Here is a 17,044-nt window from a genome sequence, read left to right as displayed (position 1 = left end):
ATGTTGCACCATTCAGCGGCCACCCAGGATGCACGACGCGGCTCTCGATCTATTGTAAAATCTCGTTTGGCTCACATATGTGAGCAACGAACCGCGGGGGCGACCTGGTTTCGACAGGGGTTGCGAAGCGGCTAGGGCATGTCGAGGACCCGTCACCTCGTTAATCAATGGGAAAAACGTAACTGCAAACGACGATACGTTCGCACTGGCAGCCTAAGGGCCGCCGTCCTCTGCCTAGTTCACTGACGGGCTAGTGTCGCAAGACCGGTAGCAATACCGACAGAGGTCATATACGTCAGTTAAGCCTTGGCGGCGGCACGACGTCAGGGTCGAAAATTTAGTGAATCGCCGTAGCGCAGCGTGTTCGTCCGCGTCGCTACGGTTAAATCAAAAGACAGAACTAAACATGTAGAACTGGTCGTAGAGGACTTCTGGACGCGGGTTCGATTCCCGCCGCCTCCACCATTTTTTAAAGCAAAACCCCGCAAATTCAAAGGCTTGCGGGGTTTTGCTTTTTCTGGCCCATCAATTAGCCCATCATCGGGCAACGTTTCACGGCTACCCGGCGATTTTTCCTGCCGTTTGAGGGCCGTCGCGCGTTCGCCACACTCCGCTAGAATCCGGCTATGTGCGGTGCGCGACGAGGGAGGCCGTAATGAGCAAGCGGTGGAAAAGACGATTCTTGCGAAACCGTCCAGGCGTGCTATTCGGTGTATCCCGTTCCCGAGGCAGCGGCGCTATGGTGCCGCGTCGCGCGTGAAGAGGTAAGACAGGAACTGCGAATGGCGGTGCCGGTTGGTGAGTCGGATGCGATGTCGCGCGCAGTGTTGCGTCATCCGTATCTGCCGTGTCTTGAGCCGCGCATCCGCGCAATGCACCTTGCGATTGACGCAGGCGAACTGGACGCGTGCAGGGAGAACGGACGGCGGCTCCCGAAGGGCGAGCACGTCGCTTATGAACGTCGGCACGTGTACGGGCTAGATCTGAAAGAGTGGGCGAAAGCAATTGCCCCGAGCGAACGGCCTGCATTCCTGTTCGATGAAGTCGAACGCGGTATCCATCCGGGCATCACGCAGGAAGCCTATCAGTCGCTCAAGGCCGCACACGATGCGAAGGAACAAACCTTGATCCGCGCTAACGGGCGTATCCGCGAACTGGAAGATGCCAGGGCCAATGTCGAAGCCGAACGCAATTCCCTGAAAGGCATCGTGGACCGTATGAGCGCGCAGTTACAGAGCGCTCCGCCAGGCGAACGTTCGGAAACCACCTACCTCAACATCATTGCGGGCCTGGTACGCCTGCTGACGCCATCGCAGGTACAAGACCTCGCGGGCGCGCGCTATGACAGCCAGGCCGCCGTTATACAGGCTTTGCTGGCAGCGTTCCCAGCTAAACCCGGCATTTCGCAACGCACGTTACAAGAACGATTCGCGGCAGCGAACCGCAGTATCGACGCTTCCTGACGCGTCGGCCGCGCGGACCGCCGCAATTGCGGTAAGACACGCCGCAACTGCGGTGCTTTTCCCGCGCCGTCCATCTTTAATGCAGCCATGCCGCGCCACACCCCGGCGCGCACCTTCCTTAACCGAGGTGACAACATGACTGACAGCACCCCCATCTTGATTTCGCGCCGCCGCGTGTCGCAGATTTGCGGCATGGAACGCAGCGCAATTTACGAACGCATCGCACGCGGCGACTTCCCGAAGCCCGTCACCATCGGCACCGCGGCGGTGCGCTGGATCGAGGCCGAAGTGGTCGCCTGGGTGCAGCAGCAGATCGACGCGAGCCGCGCGCCGCAAACGGCCAAGGGTGTCCGCCGTGGCCGAGCCTGAACCGGACATCAACGCGCCGCCCGGTGACGCCGAAGCGCTCGCCGCCGCGCGCGCCGAATTCTGGGTGCGGTGGCGCGGCGAACTGCCCTACGTCGAAGCAAGCCGTCCGGCGACGCTGGCGGCGCGGAGCGAAGCCGCCCCAGCGCCGAAGCTCCGCGAACAGGAACGCTGCGCCGTCGTGCGAGGTCCGCGCCGCCGTAAGACCGAGGTGCTACTCGCCCGTTTCGAACGTCTGATCGGCAAGGAGTTGATTCGCTGCGAGTCATGCATGACAGCGGACGAATGGCGCGAGCATCGCGCATGGGTCGAGGAAAATGCGCGGGGCTCGCTCTGGGATGCGATGACGCAGCGTTCACACAGGGGGGCGCTGTGAGCAACGAGCGCTGGAGCGAAGCGGAGGTGATGCGCGCCGCCGCCCTGATCGAGTTGAACGATATCCGCCGTGAACAGATCGAGCGCGGCAGGCAACGACTCGCGAAGGCGAACGCAGAGGCGGCGAAAGCGGCCGCCCATACCGCGCCATTGAATGACAGGACTGGTGCCGCGCCGCCGTCCGAAGCGGTGCTGCTGCAATGCGCGGCAGACGTGAAGCCGCAGCCCGTTACGTGGCTGTGGCCGGACTGGCTACCGGCGGGCAAGCTGACGATACTCGCCGGGGCGAGCGGAACCGGCAAGACGACGCTGGCGCACGCGCTGGCCGCCGTCGTCACGCGCGGAGGAACATGGCCGGATGGGACCGCGTGCGCGCACCCCGGTGAGGTGCTGATGTGGAGCAGCGAGGACGATCCCGCCGATACGCTGGTGCCCCGTCTGATGGCCGCAGGGGCCGATCTGCCCAAGGTTCATTTCGTGCGCAACGTGGCGAAGACAGGCGGCGAACTCGTGCCATTCGATCCGGCCCGCGACATGCCGATCTTGAGCGAACGTATTTCCAGCATGGGCGGCGCGCGCCTGCTGATTGTCGATCCTGTGCTCAGCGCGATTGGTGGCGATGCCCACCGCGCCAATGACGTGCGCCGCGACCTGCAACCGCTGGTTGACCTGGCCGCGCGTCACGGCTGCGCGGTAATCGGCATTTCGCACTTTTCCAAGGGATCGAAAGGCAATGCGCCGGTCGAGCGCGTGATCGGCTCCCAGGCGTTTGGCGCACTTGCCCGCATGGTGCTGGTTACGGCAAAGGACGAGACCGCCGAGCGGCGGATTCTGGCCCGCGCGAAATCCAACATTGCGCCGGACGATGGCGGGTTCGGCTACGTGCTGAACCGGGTGGAGGTTCAAGCCGGGATCGTCGCGAACGCCGTGACGTGGGGTGAGGCTATCGAGGGCAATGCGCGCGATATTCTGGGCGAGGTCGAGCAGGACGGCGATGAACGCAGAACCCTTCGCGACGAAGCCCGCGAGTTTCTGGCGGGACTGCTGGCGGATGGTCCGATGAACGCCAGCCGCATCAGAAGGGATGCCGACGGAGCGGGTTATAGCTGGTCGACGATGCACCGCGCCGCGCACGAACTTAACGTCGAAAGAGTGAAACAGGGCATGAAGGACGGCTGGCGCTGGGCATTGCCGAAGATTTCAGACGGCGAAGATTTCACGAAGATTCCCGAACATGCTAGCGTGAAATCTTCGGAGGGGCGTGAAATCTTCGGTAGCGGCGCGGGTTTGCGGTCTGCCCCTTTGGGCGGTTTTGCCGAAGATTTCAGCGGCAGGGAGTTGGAATCTTCGGAGAAATCTTCGACGCAAGCCGGACCGGGCGACGACGATAGCAACGTGAAGGATTCGGTATGAGCGCCGCCGATATCGTGGAACGTGCCGCCGCGATGCGTGTGCGCCTGTGGATCGAGGGCGGCCGCATCAGTATGGAAGGACCGGCGAGCGCCGTCGCGACGATCAAGCCCGAGATTGCCGCGCACAAGTCGGAAGTCCTCGCGCATCTGCGCGCCGCCGCTAACGATGCGGTTGATTGTACGGGCGCGCTAATCGGCCCGGACGGCGGCGCGTATCTGCCTTGGGGGCCGTATCTCGCGCAGGACAATGTGCGGCGTCTGCGGGCGGAACTGTTCGCGATGATTGCCGACCTTGCGCAGGCCGAGGGCTGGACGCGCGAGCGCCACGCCGACACGATGACGCGCGCCGTGCGCGGGCCACTGGCGGACCTGTTGCCGAACATCGAATACTTCAGCGCGAAGGTCCGCGAACTGCGCGCCGAGGCGACGGCGCGCGAAGTGATGGCGGCGCGGTCGTGGAAATATGACAGCAGGATTCGATAGCCGGAGGGTGTGACGTGGCGGCGAAAAGGAAGGCGACAAAGGAGGCGGCCAGTGCGCCGCCACCAAAGCGCAACCCGGAGGCTTTGGGGCCGTCGGGCGAGCAGTATGAGGACCCGGTCAAGCGCGGCGCGCTGATCGCGTCAAGTCCGGTCGTACGCGGAGCCGTGACCGGGCGCAAGTACGCGGAGCCGGTGTTCGGGGCCGAGCTTGACCTGACAGCTTACCTGGCTGAACTGAACAGACAGGCCGCTGCGGTCCGGGCGGGCGACCTGTCCGGCGTCGAAGCCATGCTCGTTACGCAGGCCAACACGCTCGACATGATCTTTAACCAGTTCGCGCGCAAGGCGGCGTTCAGCGAGTATCTGAACCAGATGCAGGCGCATTTGTCGCTAGCGTTGAAGGCCCAGGCGCAATGCCGTGCGACGCTCGAAGCGCTGGCGGAGATAAAGAACCCGCGCCCGCTTGCATTCGTGAAGCAGGCGAACATTGCGAACGGGCCGCAACAGGTGAACAACGGCAGCGCGCCGCCCGAGCCTCCCGCGCGCGGGAAAAATGGCGAGACGACGAACGAACTATTAGCTCACGAGAATGGCGAAACGACACTGGACGGCAGAACAGCGGGCAAAGCAGGCCGAAGCAATCCGGCGCTGGAAACCGTGGGAAAGCGCAACGGGACCGGTGACTGACGCGGGCAAGACCGTCGGGGCTTCGAACGCGCTGAAACATGGCATGCGTTCGGCGTACTGGCGTGGCGAAGCGCGGCGCGTGAATGCGTTGCTGCGCGAGTGCCGTGCCCGATTAAAGGACCGGTGAATCGTTCGCGGCACTAATAGCCATTGATAACTTTTGATGGCGAATGCACAAACAGGCATGTCCGGTTTCGGGCGCATGATGCCCTTGCAGGTCGGGCGTTACGGGTGTTGCCCATGCCCCGAATTGAGGGCCGGTTTGAGTCTGCTCGTTTCGTCAAAGATACGCTCAAGCCCTGGGTGGACACCTCGTAGTCCTGCTACAACTTCGCCAGCCCAATCGAAATATGCCTGCTTGCGTTCGGTCGACCATTCCCTGGGCGGTCGTTCGGTGATATCGCGCAGGTTGCATATCTTGTCCGCAAGCTTGACGAGTTTCGCGCGGTCGCTCATGTGACGGGCATGATTAACCTGCTGGCGTTTGCGTTCACTCTTCGTGAGCGACCGGTCGTCCGTGACTTCGAGCACGATGGCGGCCACCTCCTGCCCGAACTCTCGCGCCAGTTCCTCGCCGGTCGTGTCGGTATCTTCGATAGTGTCGTGTAGCAGGGCGGCGATTAGTACGGCTTCGTCATCGACATGCCCCTCGTTCGCGAGAACGTTTGCCAACGCAACGGGGCGATTGATGTAGGGCGACGCCTGCGCGTCCTTGCGTCGCTGGTTGCGGTGCCGGTCGGCGGCGAATGCCAAAGCCTTGATGAATTTTTGCACGATAGGATGCGTCCGTTAATTGCTGTTGATATACGGGCGGTTTTCTTCGAGATTCTGCGTGGATCGATTGCAAGCAACCGCGCCGGTCTCCCTCGATGTTACGGTAACTCGCAGCGTCGAAGGAGATCGCAGAGGTATGAGAGCCGGGCGGTGTGATTATTTATCAAAGATTCAAAGCGCCGACCTGCCACCGCGAAACGACGCCGTGGAGCCTTCTGATGCGGAGCATCGCGGGCCAACTTGATATCAAGAATTCAAGGCGGCACTGTGAGCCGGTTCCCGGCTACACGAACCCAGCAACGCCATATGCTTCGATCATCAACGAGGCCACGCGGCGCGTGCGCTATACTGCAAATGTCACGGAGACACCGTGAACCTAGGATTGGCGTCCAGGAACGATACAGGCGGGCAACCGCCGACCGGCGGTTTTTTTACGCCCGCATCAAGCGCCCAATGGTCGGGCCTTGGTGAGGGAGCGCTTGCGCTCGCCGGTTTCCTGTATCGCCGGTACGCCAACCTTGCCCTGTGCCCGGCCACCTCAATTGGCGTTGGGGCGTCGGGTTCATCAACCCGATACAGGAGGCATGTCCAATGCACCACGTCCCTGCTCTTCCAGAGCAAACACAATCGTCTATCTCATTCCGTATCATCGGCACGCTACGCGGTGCCGCGCCCGACTTGAACCACGCGAACAGCAATGCGACGGGGTTAGGTCATGCCTGACTTTCTGAACGCCTCTGCACAACCGGATATCGCGATGCCTGACACCGTCGTTATCCGCGTCGATCAACTGCACGCACTGGCGGCGCTGCTGAGTCTGGAGGAAGTCGCAGAGCAGTTCTCCGCTCTTTCAACGGTTGCGCAGGTTTCGATTTTTGGTCTTTTCGAGGATGCGCTCGCGGACGTACGCGCCGTGATGACGAGAACAGCCGCTTCAGGTGAATGACCTGCTGCGCGGCCTCTGCAACCGGGGGCCGTCAGACGTGAATCCACCGCCCCCAAAGAAGCTGCAAATAGTGTCGCGGCGTGGATGCCGTAAGTCCACGTCTCGGCGCTGCACGGCTCGAAAGCGACGTGACTCCCGACAGTGATAGCTTTTGATAGCAGGCTCGGGATGACCCGACCGACGCGTTGGATGGATGGTCCGCCAGCAACACCATCATTGTTTTCTGACAATTGATGACACATTTTCAGACTTTGCCGGATTGAATCGGGGCGACTCACAGGGTAAAAGCGTTCAGGGGCTAAATTAGTCCCGCATCGCGGCCCTTCACCACTATTGCAGTCCCGATGTACCGGGCCGCGTCTCCCTCGACAACCAGCAAGGAGGCCAGCCGATGGCGGACCTGCAAGCCGCACTGCAAGCCATTCCAGGGCGGCAGACGTCTCACCTCGACGTACCCGGCTCGGACAGCGCAGCAGCGCTCTCAGTCGTATCGTTCGAGGCCACCGAGAAGATGGGCGCACCGACCGAGGTGCGCATCGAATTGACCCATCCGCAGCAGCTTGTGCGCGCCGACTACCTGAACCGTGATGCGGCTTTCAGCATCGTGGCCGACGATGGGACCGTGCGGAAGTTCTCGGGATATATCGAGCGCTTCTCGACCATTCAGACAACGAAGGATTTCACGAAGTACGAAGTGGTCCTGAAGTCACACTTCGGACGGCTCGAGGCCGTCACGACCACCCAGCCTTACCAGCACCTCACGACACCGCAGATCATCCAGGCCGTCCTGGGCCGGCACGGTATCCCGGCTCACCTGATGGCGTTCCGCCTGCGCCGCCAGTATCCGGTTCATGCGTGGCGCTTCCAGTACCAGGTGAATGATCTGGCCTATGTCCAGATGCTGATGCAGAAGGCCGGCATCTACAGCTATATCGTGGAAACGGAATACGGCGACCAGATTGTATTTGCCGATGACATCGACCACTACCGCTACGACGAGCCGCAACGGATCGTGGCGTACCGCGAGGCGGCGGGACTCGAAGCGGACGGGGTGGAAGCCGTCACGGCCATCAGGACCCATACCGTGACGGTGCCGCAATCGTTCATCGTGGCAGACTACAACCCGGACGCCGCCTGGGAGCGTTTGCGCGACACGGCGAATGTCGCGCCAGGAGACCCGACCACCTACGGCCAGCCGTACCTCTATGGCACGAACCACCTGGACCAGGCGGGCGCGCAGTGGGAAGCGCAGCTTAGGCATGAGGCGGCCATCGCCCGCCAGGTGGTCTATGAAGGCGAGAGCAACGTGCTCGCATTGCAGTGCGCGAGCGTACTCGAAACGGATATCGTGCTGCCCGATGCACCCAAAGGCATGGTGATTATCGAGATCACGCACAGCGGCGCGCGCGACCAGGCCTGGTCGAACACCTTCAGGGCGATTCCCGCCGACCGCCGTTTCCGTCTGGAACTGGAGCCAGAAAAATGGGCCAGGATAAGCGGCACACTCAGCGGGCGGATTTGCAGCCCGGACAAATACACCTATGGTTACCTGAACGCGGCAGGCTACTACGTGGTTCGGCTCGATGCCGATTTCGGCACCTGGCCCAATGGCGGCGAGAGCGTGCCGCTGCGCCTGGCGAAACCGTTCGCGGGCAAGCTGCAGACCGGCATGCACTTCGTCGCGCTGGATAATGACGAAGCAGTCATCTCCTTCAGGGATGGCGACCCGGACAAGCCCGAAATTTCAGCGTTTCATCACCACAGCCAGGCGCGCGACCTGGTGACGAATGACCGCCGCTGGCTGTCGCGCAACGTGATCCGCACGCAGAAGAACAACAAGCTGCGCATGGAAGACTGGGCGGGCCAGGAAGGCGTCAAGCTCAGCACCGAACACTCGGGCAAGTCGCAACTGAATCTCGGCTACCTGGTTGACAGCAAACTCGAATACCGGGGTGAAGGCTACGAGGCGAGAACATCGGGTTACGGGGTGAATCGCGCGGGCAAGGGCATGATGCTGACGGCCTGGGACCGCCCCGCCGCGACCGGCAAGCAGCTCGACATGCAGGAAACCATCGCGCAGCTTGAAAGCGCGCTGGCGACCGCAAAGGCGCTCGCCGCAACGGCCAGCAGCGCCAAGGCTGAACCCGCCGACACTGACACCCAGCAGCAGATGAACAGCGATCTGGACGGGCTGAAGAAGCCGGGGCTGCTGATGAGCACGCCCGCTTCGGCGGCGCTCGTGGCGGCCCAGGGCGTGCAGTTCGCCGCCAAGGACAGCATTTCAACGGTCGCCCGGAAAAACGCCGACTGGAGCGTGCTGAAACGCTTCACCGTCGCGGCGGGTGAAAAGCTGTCGCTCTTTGCGCAGAAACTGGGCATCAAGATCTTTGCGGCGAAAGGCCCGGTTGAATTCCAGGCCCAGAGCGGCCCGATGTCGTTCATTGCGGCCAAGGACGTGAACGTCGCCAGTGTCAACGGCAAGGTCAATCTGTCTGCCGCGAAGGAAATCATCCTCGAATGCGGCGGCGCGTTCATCCACATGAAGGACGGCAGCATCACGCTCGGCGGTCCCGGCGACCTGTTCCTCAAGACCATCACCGTGCAGAAGCAGGGCAAGGCGTCGCTGCACATTCCGGTGTCTGAGCTTCCGCTTTCTCCGGACGAGCGCCTTTTCAGCAACCGGGTTGACCTTTCCGGGGCAGTTTCTGCTGCAGAAAGTCTCGATCATCCCTGGGCGAACCTTCCCTACGTCGTGACGAACAAGACAGGCACCCAACTGGATTCCGGCCTGCTGGACGAAGCGGGCACCGGTCCGCGCTTCTTCAGCCGGAAAGCCACGGATGCACAGGTATGGGTTGGCACGACGGGATGGCATGCAGAAGAGGAAACGCTAAGAGACAACGGGGATGAGGAGGAAACCGTATGAGTTCCAATCCGATGACGGATGCGCCGGAAATCTATGTCGTGCAGCCTGGCGATACGCTGGGCGGGATTGCACGGACCTATGGCACGACAACTTACGTGCTTGCAAAGATGAACAGGCTTCAGAATCCCGACCGGCTAACCGTTGGTCAGCGGCTGGTGGTCAGCGAAAAGAAGGTGTGTGCGGTCGTGCCACTGTTCATCGATCGGGACCGCAATCCAATCAAGGGACTGCGCTACCGTATCGAAAGCAGGCGTGCATCGGCGTTTGAAGGGGTGAGCCAGCTCAATGGGCTTGGTGAGCGGTTCATTACAAAGGTCGAAGGCGATGTTGTTCGTATTCTGGTGCGCAAACTCGATGGCACGTGGAAGCTCATACACGAAACCAAGGCATCGATTGGCGAGAAGCTTGTCACGCTGAAGAGCGGCAAGATTCGCCTGCCCCTCAGGATGGAGCCGCATCCGCAGACGCCGGACGGCTTGCCGGTCAGTGATCCACCATCGGCCCCCAAGCCCAAGCCTGTTCCGATTGGTACGCCGCGCCAGGCCAGCGGTGACATGCATCATCCAGCAGCGCACGGCGCGGACAAGGGCATGAAGGGTCAGCAGAGCAAGACCCCGCAGGGCGCGACCGATACGCACTACAGCAAGGACCGGCCCGACCTGCAAAAATATTTCGCGTTGTACACGGGCGAAAAAATTACAGATGCGGATTGGCAAGAGGCTGCTAAGGCACTCGGCTGCGAGGTCGAAGTTATCAAAGCGTTTGCACACGTCGAATCACATGGGGCGGGTTTCGACAAGTTACATCGTCCCGTCATTCTGTATGAACGACACGTATTTAGCAGGCATACCGACCACAAATTTGATAGTAAGAACGCAGATATTTCGTCAACAAAAGCGTACACAACCGCCACACTGGATAAACACAAACAAGCGATTGCGGATAATGACCGTTACGGGATTCAAGGCGATCACCAGTATGAGCGGTTCGAGAAGGCGTAAATGCTTGATGCAAAGGGAGCAATTGCAGCGTGTTCGTGGGGAAAATTTCAAGTACTAGGGGAAAATTATATAGATCGCTTCCACTCTCCCGAGGATTTTCTGAGGGCAGCTTGCACGTCGGAGCGACAGCATTTGCTGGATTTGTTTGTTCCTTTCGTGCGCACCAAGCAATCCAAGAAGCTAGGAACGCTCCGGGACGCGTTGATTCAGAAAAACTGGGTGAATGCCGCATATCTGTATAACGGATCTGGTTATAAGCAATATAATTATGACAATAAATTGAAAGAGGCATATGAAAAAATTAAAGCCGGCACCTCGACTGTTTAGCCTTTGTTAATAATACTTATTTGCAAATTATTTAAGGATGTGAAATTGGAATTTTTCCGCAGATTCGGTTGTGCAAAGTATTCATTCTTACTTGTCCTCTTTGCGGCGGGTGTGGTTCACGCAGCGGAATTGCCGGCGAACGTTGTCAAACTCTTACCGAAAGGGTTTGAGGTATTGAGCTACGCAGCGGGCCAGCTAACTGATGATAATCGTCAAGACTATCTAGTAGTCATACATCATCCTGTTGACACTATGCAACAGGCATCTGTGCGCCCTCTACTTATCTTTACTCAAAATATCGATGGGACGTTCAGACTCGCGGCACGGAATGACGCCGTTGTCATGCAGGCCGACGAAGGTGGACAGTGCGATCCCTTCACAGATAGCGGTGACAACGGGTTAGCGATTAAAGATCGTTACTTTACGGTCCAGAATAGTGTGGCCTGTGGAAATCACTGGACGGATTACATTACGTTCCATTACGACGTGAAGCAGCATAACTGGTTGTTCCACAACGAGATTGCGCAAAGCTGGCGTCTTAACCCCGCCTCAAGCGGCGATGCCATGCTGGCAGATCCGCCCCATGTTACGAAAGCAGACAGAAAGCATCCGATTACGTTCGAGGCTTGGAGACCGACTCAGTAATTCACTCTCCGGGGGACGGCCAGCGCTCGGTGCCCTTCACGCGACGGAACAGATATGCGCCGCCCATGCCTCCATCATCGGGCGGCGCTGTTCCATCAAATCGGTGCGGTGATATGACGCTTCAACCTTGTTCGACACAGTATGCGCGAGCGCACGTTCGGCAAGATCGCGTGCATAACTCTGCTCGCTGGCCCAGTCACGGAAGCTGCTGCGGAAGCCGTGGGCGGTCGCCACGCGTCCCGGCGTGTCGCTCTTGGCTTCAACGCGGCGCAGAAACGACGTGAGCACCATGTCACTCACAACCTTCCCGCGCGGCGACGGAAAGACCAGCGTGTCGTGTAGTTTCTGTTCCTTGAGCGCTTTTACAAGCGCAAGCGCGGGCGATGATAGCGGGACGCGGTGCGGCTCTTTCGCTTTCATGCGCTCGCCGGGAACGGTCCAGATGCCTGCTTCGAGGTCGAATTCATCCCACACCGCGCCGCGCACTTCGCCGCTGCGCGCCGCCGTCAATATCAGGAAAAGCAGGGCGGCGCGGGTCGCTTCGCCCTGCTTGAATCTGGCAACATGCGTTTTCACGAAGGCGGGCACGTCGCGCCACGGCATTGCGGGCTGGTGTTCCTTTTTTGCGTTCTGCTTCGGGAGAATGTGATCGACCACTGCAACCGGGTTCGACGTGATATGGCCGTGCGCCCATGCCCATTGCATGACGGCGTGCATGCGCTGGCGGGTACGGCTTGCGGTTTCGGCCTTCTCTAACCATATAGGCCGCAACACGTCCGCGCAGTCGGCCGGCGTGACCGCATCGAGCGGCTTTGCACCGAGCTTGGGAAACACGTAAGCCTCAAGTGATCGAATCCAATCAGCGGCGTGCTTCTCGTTTCGCCAGCTTGGTTTGAGTTCGCTATGAAGTTCCCGCGCCGCCTTTTCGAACGTGAGCGCGGCGGCGGCCATGCTGGCGGCGTGCTGGTCGCGGTCGCGTTCGTCAATGGGGTCTTTGCCTGCGTCGATCTGGCGGCGCATGGCGAGCGCCTTCTCTCTCGCGTCGGCAATCGTGACTTCGGGATAGACGCCGAGGCCCGCGTCGCGGCGCTTGCCCGTTGTCGGACTCGTAAAGCGTAGCGTCCACTTGCTGCCCGTCTTGCCGGGCGTGAGCATCAACCCCGTTACCTTGCCTTCAAAAACCGGTTTGTCGCCGGCTTGCAGTGCTCTTGCCTGCCTGTCAGTGAGTGCCATTTCAGCCCATCATTCAGCCCATCGGTGAAAGCCGGATAGCGCCGGAATATTGTAAACTGCTGCAGCATGAAATTGGGCTGGACCCCTTGATTTATATAGTGGTGAGCGGATTAGTGCGGAATGGCGTGGTTTGTTATTTGGCAGTCGCAGCCTCCACCAAACACCTGGGACGTTCGCAATGAACGGCCCCGAAAAACCCCGGTAGCATAACGCTGCCGGGGTTTTTCATTTTCAGCACCGTCCGCGACGCTTTGCGGGCCGGCCACAATTCTCCGCTTGCGCTCGCCGTTCTACACGCCGGCGCCTTCGCCGATCCGCCCAAACTGTTCGACGGCCGCTTCGTCACCGTCGACGGCATGACGCTCTACACGCTCGACAAGGACACCACGCCCGGCGTCAGCGCCTACACCGGCGGCTGCATGAGCAACTGGCCGGCGGCCACGGCGGCGCCGACCGACAAGCCGTCGGGCGACTGGACGCTGATCCCAAGCGCAGACTGTAAGCAACAATGGACGTACAACGGCCATCCAATGTATCGCTACGCGGCCGACAAGCAGGCGGGCGATGCAAAGGGGGACGGCCTCAAGGAGATCTGGCACATCGCCAGGCCATAAGAAGCCACTCCGGCCGGCAACTGGGCCGCCATCGCCCTCGCCACAAAGCACAACGCCGACCCACGGGCCGGCGTTGCGTCAAACCTCGAAGCTCGAGCGAAGCCCGAGCCAATTCTTACTCGTCTTTCGGGCACTGCAGATTGCAGCCATTCGGATCGCCCATGTCGCCGCGCTTGCGCGCCTGCGAACGTCGGCCGTGCTGATACTTGTCCGACGGGGCGGACGCGGCGAACGGCATCTGCGGATGCTCGTTAATGCGGAATTCGTCGGTCAGGATGCCACCCGGCACGCCAGGCGAATTTTGCGCGTAAGCGACGGAGACGGTGGCACAGAGTACACCAGCCGCGGCAGCGGCGGCACATGCATGGAGAAGAGCTTTCATGTCGGTTCAGCGCGGCTTGGCGCGCGGTCAAGGCGGATACGAAGCCAAGAGAGTAGCCGAAACCGGCGCGCTGCGCAGCCGCGCATGCCGAGCGCCACCGCTTTTCTGGTTACAGGCTCTTACTTCGCCGTTACGCGAGCGCGCCGCCGAGCCCATCGTCCAGATCGACGAGCCTGCCGCAGTCGCACGGATCGTAGCCGGCGAGCTGCTCGACGCGTTGGTGAAACGCGCTGCCGCGCAACAGGTTGATCACCGTCGCGAGCGGCGCGCGAGAGAGGTGCGCGCGATCGCACGCGAAGTAGTAGTCCTCGTCGACGATAGGAATGAAGTCGAGCCCGAAATGATGCGCGGCCGGTTCGACGCCGAAGCCTATGTCCACCATGCCGCTCGCGACGAACGCCGCGATCGCCGAGTGCGTCAGCTCGGTCGACGCATAGCCGTTGACGCGGTCCGGGTCCACACCGACTTGTCGCAGCGCGAGATCGAGCAGCATCCGCGTACCCGAACCCGGCTGGCGGTTGACGAAACGGATGTCGTCGCGCGCCAGATCGCTGAGCCCGCCGATCCGCTTTGGATTGCCCTTGCCGATGAACAGACCCTGCTTGCGTCGGGTCAGATGCACGAGCACATGGCGTTGCGGATCGAGCCAGCGCCGGTAGGTATCGGCGCACACCGCGCGGAACTCGCCGAGCGGCAGATGAAAGCCCGCCAGATCGCACTCGCCGCGCGCGAGCGCACTGACCGCCTCGGCGCTGTCGCGGTACTTGATCTCGACCGGCAGATCGTTGGCGACCAGCGCCGTAACAAGCGCGGCCACCGCGTAACCGTGCGACGCGTGGATGCGCACGTCATCGGCGGGGGGCGCAAGCCAGCGGTTCAGATCGCTCGCCACTTCGCTCGCGAGCGCCTGCAAATTGCCGTCGAGCCGTTCGCCGCAGAGCCGCTGCCCGCGCAGCACCGCGTGACCGAGCTCGGACAACACCGAGCCGCGCCCACGCTCTTTCGCGATCAGAGGACCACCAAGCCGCTCCTCGATGCTGCGCAGCAAACCCCATGCGTGCCGATAGGACAAACCCTTAAGCGCCGCGGCCTGCGCAATGCTGCCAGATTCATCGACGAGTGCGAGCAGCGGCACCACATCAGACAGGCTGGCCCCGCGGCCGTCCGCGCCCTTCACCACCAGATCGACCTGACATTCGATCCTGACCATATATGTTTGACTGTTTCCTATTGCGCGCGCCGGTCGGCGCGCCTATCTTTCGGCTATACCATATCGAATAAGCGAAGCATACGTGCATGCATTATGAATAACAAGTGCATATATCGCTTTTGGAGGAGCCCCCTTTGGACGATTCTCTCGCCACGGCGCCGGATCAGCTCGTGCAACGTCACGCGCAGCCGGGCCGCACACTCATCACGATCCTGCACGCGATCCAGGACGAACTCGGCTTTGTGCCACCCGCGGCGGTCGGACCGCTCGCCCGCGCGCTGAACCTGTCGCGAGCGGAAGTGCACGGCGTCATCACTTACTACCATCACTTTCGCACCTCGCCGGCCGCGCCCGTCACGGTGCAGCTTTGCCGCGCCGAGGCGTGCCGCAGCATGGGCACCGAGGCGCTTGCCCAGCACATCGAGGCGCACACGGGTTGTCGCTTCGACGCCGGTCACCATGACGGCGCAATGGTGGAACTCGAATCGGTGTACTGCCTCGGCCAATGCGCGCTGTCGCCGGCGATGATGCTCAACGGCACGCTGCACGCGCGCGTGTCGCCGCATAAATTCGACGCGCTGTTCGCCGCTGCCCGCAAATGCGTGGAGGTGCCGGCATGACGCGCATCTATGTTCCGCGAGATTCGTCGGCGCTCGCACTCGGCGCCGATGCGCTGGCCGAAGCCATCACCAGCGAAGCCGCGCGCCGCGGCATTGCGATCGAACTGATCCGCAACGGTTCGCGCGGGTTGCTGTGGCTCGAACCGCTCGTCGAAGTTGCGACGCCCGAAGGCCGCATCGGCTATGCGAATGTCGACGTGGAAGACGTCGCCGCGTTGTTCGACGCGGGCTTCGTCGACGGCGGCGAGCATGCGCGGTGCGTCGGCGTGGTCGACGAGATTCCGTATCTGAAGAAGCAGCAGCGCCTGACCTTCGCGCGGATCGGCATCACCGACCCGCTGTCCATCGACGATTACGTCGCGCACGGCGGCCTCGAAGGCCTACGCAACGCCCTGCAAACCGACGGCGATGCCGCCTGCGAAGCGCTGATCGAATCCGGTCTGCGCGGCCGCGGCGGCGCGGCCTTCCCGGCCGGCATCAAATGGCGCACGGTGCGCGGCGCGAAGGCCGCGCAGAAGTACGTCGTCTGCAATGCGGACGAAGGCGATTCCGGCACCTTCTCCGATCGTCTCGTGATGGAAAGCGATCCTTACGTGCTCCTCGAAGGCATGATCATCGCCGGCGTCGTCACCGGCGCGACCGTCGGCTACATCTATGTGCGCAGCGAATACCCGCACTCGATCGCGACGCTCGAAGCTGCCATCGCCCGTGCGCGCACAGCCGGCTGGCTCGGCGACAGCGTGCTCTCGAGCGGGCAGCGTTTCGAGCTGTTCGTCGCGAAAGGCGCGGGCTCGTATGTGTGCGGCGAGGAAACCGCGATGCTGGAATCGCTCGAAGGCAAGCGCGGCATCGTCCGCGCAAAGCCGCCGGTGCCCGCGCTCGTGGGTCTCTATGGCCAACCCACCGTGATCAACAACGCGATCACGCTCGCCACCGTGCCGATTATCTTCGCTCGCGGCGCGGCGTTCTATAAAGACTTCGGCATGGGCCGTTCGCGTGGCACGCTGCCGTTCCAACTGGCCGGCAACATCAAGCGAGGCGGCCTCGTGGAACTCGCGTTCGGCGTGACCTTGCGCGAACTGCTCGACGACTTCGGCGGCGGCACCGCGAGCGGCCGGCCGGCGCGCGCGGTGCAGGTCGGCGGTCCGCTCGGCACCTATCTGCCGCCAAGCCAGTGGGACATTCCGATGGACTACGAGGCGTATGCGGCAGTCGGCGCGGTAATCGGCCACGGCGGTCTCGTCGTGCATGACGACACCTCGAACCTTGCCGAGCTCGCGCAATACGCGATGCACTTCTGCGCGCTCGAATCGTGCGGCAAATGCACACCGTGCCGGATCGGCTCGACGCGCGGCGTCGAGGTGATCGCGCGGATTCGCAACGGCGACACGTCGACGCGTCAGGTGCAATTGCTGCGCGATCTGTGCGACACGATGGTAGCCGGCTCGTTGTGCGCGATGGGCGGCATGACGCCGTATCCGGTGCTGTCCGCGCTCGATCATTTCCCTGAAGACTTCGGTCTCGCCGCCGATCCCACTGCCGACCACGCCACCAAAGCGGCCGCGGCCTGACTCCAGGAGT

At 61.7% G+C, this 17,044-nt stretch carries 16 protein-coding genes, 1 other RNA gene and 1 pseudogene; 14 read left to right on the top strand and 4 right to left on the bottom strand.

What is annotated here, in order from left to right:
- Window positions 1-95: 95 nt before the first annotated feature.
- The 7 genes from ssrA to OKW44_RS34560 all read left to right on the top strand — a co-directional run bounded on the left by ssrA (window position 96) and on the right by OKW44_RS34560 (window position 4,785).
- Window positions 96-465: a transfer-messenger RNA gene (ssrA, locus tag OKW44_RS34590) on the top strand.
- A gap of 317 nt (window positions 466-782) precedes the next feature.
- Window positions 783-1,463: an ATP-binding protein gene (locus tag OKW44_RS34585; RefSeq protein ID WP_018421381.1), complete on the top strand. Its 681-nt coding sequence runs from the start codon at window positions 783-785 to the stop codon at window positions 1,461-1,463.
- Between the two features lie 87 nt (window positions 1,464-1,550).
- Complete coding sequence (locus OKW44_RS34580; protein ID WP_239499134.1) at window positions 1,551-1,832, top strand: helix-turn-helix transcriptional regulator; 282 nt, start codon at window positions 1,551-1,553, stop codon at window positions 1,830-1,832.
- On the top strand, window positions 1,819-2,205 hold the full coding sequence (locus OKW44_RS34575; protein WP_162633981.1) for a hypothetical protein: 387 nt from the start codon (window positions 1,819-1,821) through the stop codon (window positions 2,203-2,205). Before OKW44_RS34580 ends, OKW44_RS34575 begins: the two co-directional genes overlap by 14 nt.
- Window positions 2,206-2,234: 29 nt before the next feature.
- The gene (locus OKW44_RS34570; RefSeq protein ID WP_113061949.1) at window positions 2,235-3,617 is read left to right on the top strand and encodes an AAA family ATPase; all 1,383 of its coding nucleotides are present in this window, start codon (window positions 2,235-2,237) and stop codon (window positions 3,615-3,617) included.
- The gene (locus OKW44_RS34565; RefSeq protein WP_018421385.1) at window positions 3,614-4,099 is read left to right on the top strand and encodes a hypothetical protein; all 486 of its coding nucleotides are present in this window, start codon (window positions 3,614-3,616) and stop codon (window positions 4,097-4,099) included. The genes OKW44_RS34570 and OKW44_RS34565 overlap by 4 nt, the downstream gene beginning before the upstream one ends.
- Before the next feature lie 83 nt (window positions 4,100-4,182).
- Entirely contained in the window at window positions 4,183-4,785 is a 603-nt protein-coding gene (locus OKW44_RS34560; RefSeq protein ID WP_018421386.1) for a hypothetical protein, read from the top strand.
- Window positions 4,786-5,010: 225 nt separating this feature from the next.
- Here the strand turns inward: OKW44_RS34560 and OKW44_RS34555 are convergent, their stop codons facing one another.
- Entirely contained in the window at window positions 5,011-5,559 is a 549-nt protein-coding gene (locus OKW44_RS34555) for an HD domain-containing protein (RefSeq protein WP_018421388.1), read from the bottom strand.
- A 715-nt stretch (window positions 5,560-6,274) separates the two neighbouring features.
- On the opposite strand from OKW44_RS34555, the gene OKW44_RS34550 reads away from it, so the two are divergent.
- The 4 genes and pseudogenes from OKW44_RS34550 to OKW44_RS34535 all read left to right on the top strand — a co-directional run bounded on the left by OKW44_RS34550 (window position 6,275) and on the right by OKW44_RS34535 (window position 11,404).
- Window positions 6,275-6,505 (top strand): hypothetical protein, encoded by a 231-nt coding sequence (locus OKW44_RS34550; RefSeq protein ID WP_018421389.1) that lies wholly within the window; start codon window positions 6,275-6,277, stop codon window positions 6,503-6,505.
- 391 nt (window positions 6,506-6,896) lie between these two features.
- Window positions 6,897-9,431 carry a type VI secretion system Vgr family protein gene (locus OKW44_RS34545; protein WP_018421390.1) on the top strand — a complete coding sequence of 845 codons (2,535 nt, stop codon included), beginning with the start codon at window positions 6,897-6,899 and terminating at the stop codon, window positions 9,429-9,431.
- Window positions 9,428-10,759, top strand: a pseudogene (locus OKW44_RS34540) (LysM peptidoglycan-binding domain-containing protein). The gene OKW44_RS34545 and the pseudogene OKW44_RS34540 overlap by 4 nt, the downstream one beginning before the upstream one ends.
- 45 nt (window positions 10,760-10,804) lie before the next feature.
- Complete coding sequence (locus OKW44_RS34535; protein WP_018421392.1) at window positions 10,805-11,404, top strand: hypothetical protein; 600 nt, start codon at window positions 10,805-10,807, stop codon at window positions 11,402-11,404.
- A gap of 36 nt (window positions 11,405-11,440) precedes the next feature.
- Here OKW44_RS34535 and OKW44_RS34530 read toward each other — a convergent pair whose 3' ends face one another.
- A complete protein-coding gene (locus OKW44_RS34530) occupies window positions 11,441-12,637 on the bottom strand; it encodes a tyrosine-type recombinase/integrase (protein ID WP_018421393.1) in 1,197 nt (398 codons plus the stop codon).
- A 251-nt stretch (window positions 12,638-12,888) separates the two neighbouring features.
- Here OKW44_RS34530 and OKW44_RS34525 point away from each other — a divergent pair, with 251 nt between their 5' ends.
- Entirely contained in the window at window positions 12,889-13,251 is a 363-nt protein-coding gene (locus OKW44_RS34525; RefSeq protein ID WP_018421394.1) for a COG4315 family predicted lipoprotein, read from the top strand.
- A gap of 115 nt (window positions 13,252-13,366) precedes the next feature.
- Here the strand turns inward: OKW44_RS34525 and OKW44_RS34520 are convergent, their stop codons facing one another.
- A complete protein-coding gene (locus OKW44_RS34520) occupies window positions 13,367-13,633 on the bottom strand; it encodes a hypothetical protein (RefSeq protein ID WP_018421395.1) in 267 nt (88 codons plus the stop codon).
- 130 nt (window positions 13,634-13,763) lie between these two features.
- Complete coding sequence (locus tag OKW44_RS34515) at window positions 13,764-14,843, bottom strand: substrate-binding domain-containing protein (protein ID WP_018421396.1); 1,080 nt, start codon at window positions 14,841-14,843, stop codon at window positions 13,764-13,766.
- 134 nt (window positions 14,844-14,977) lie between these two features.
- On the opposite strand from OKW44_RS34515, the gene OKW44_RS34510 reads away from it, so the two are divergent.
- Window positions 14,978-15,463: an NAD(P)H-dependent oxidoreductase subunit E gene (locus OKW44_RS34510; protein WP_018421397.1), complete on the top strand. Its 486-nt coding sequence runs from the start codon at window positions 14,978-14,980 to the stop codon at window positions 15,461-15,463.
- Window positions 15,460-17,034, top strand: coding sequence for a formate dehydrogenase beta subunit (locus OKW44_RS34505; protein WP_018421398.1), 1,575 nt, complete (start codon window positions 15,460-15,462; stop codon window positions 17,032-17,034). Before OKW44_RS34510 ends, OKW44_RS34505 begins: the two co-directional genes overlap by 4 nt.
- Window positions 17,035-17,044 lie beyond the last annotated feature (10 nt).

It is taken from the genome of Paraburkholderia lebeckiae (assembly GCF_050436325.1).
Taxonomy (GTDB): Bacteria; Pseudomonadota; Gammaproteobacteria; order Burkholderiales; family Burkholderiaceae; genus Paraburkholderia; species Paraburkholderia tuberum.
This window is presented reverse-complemented; position numbering and strand designations above follow the sequence as displayed.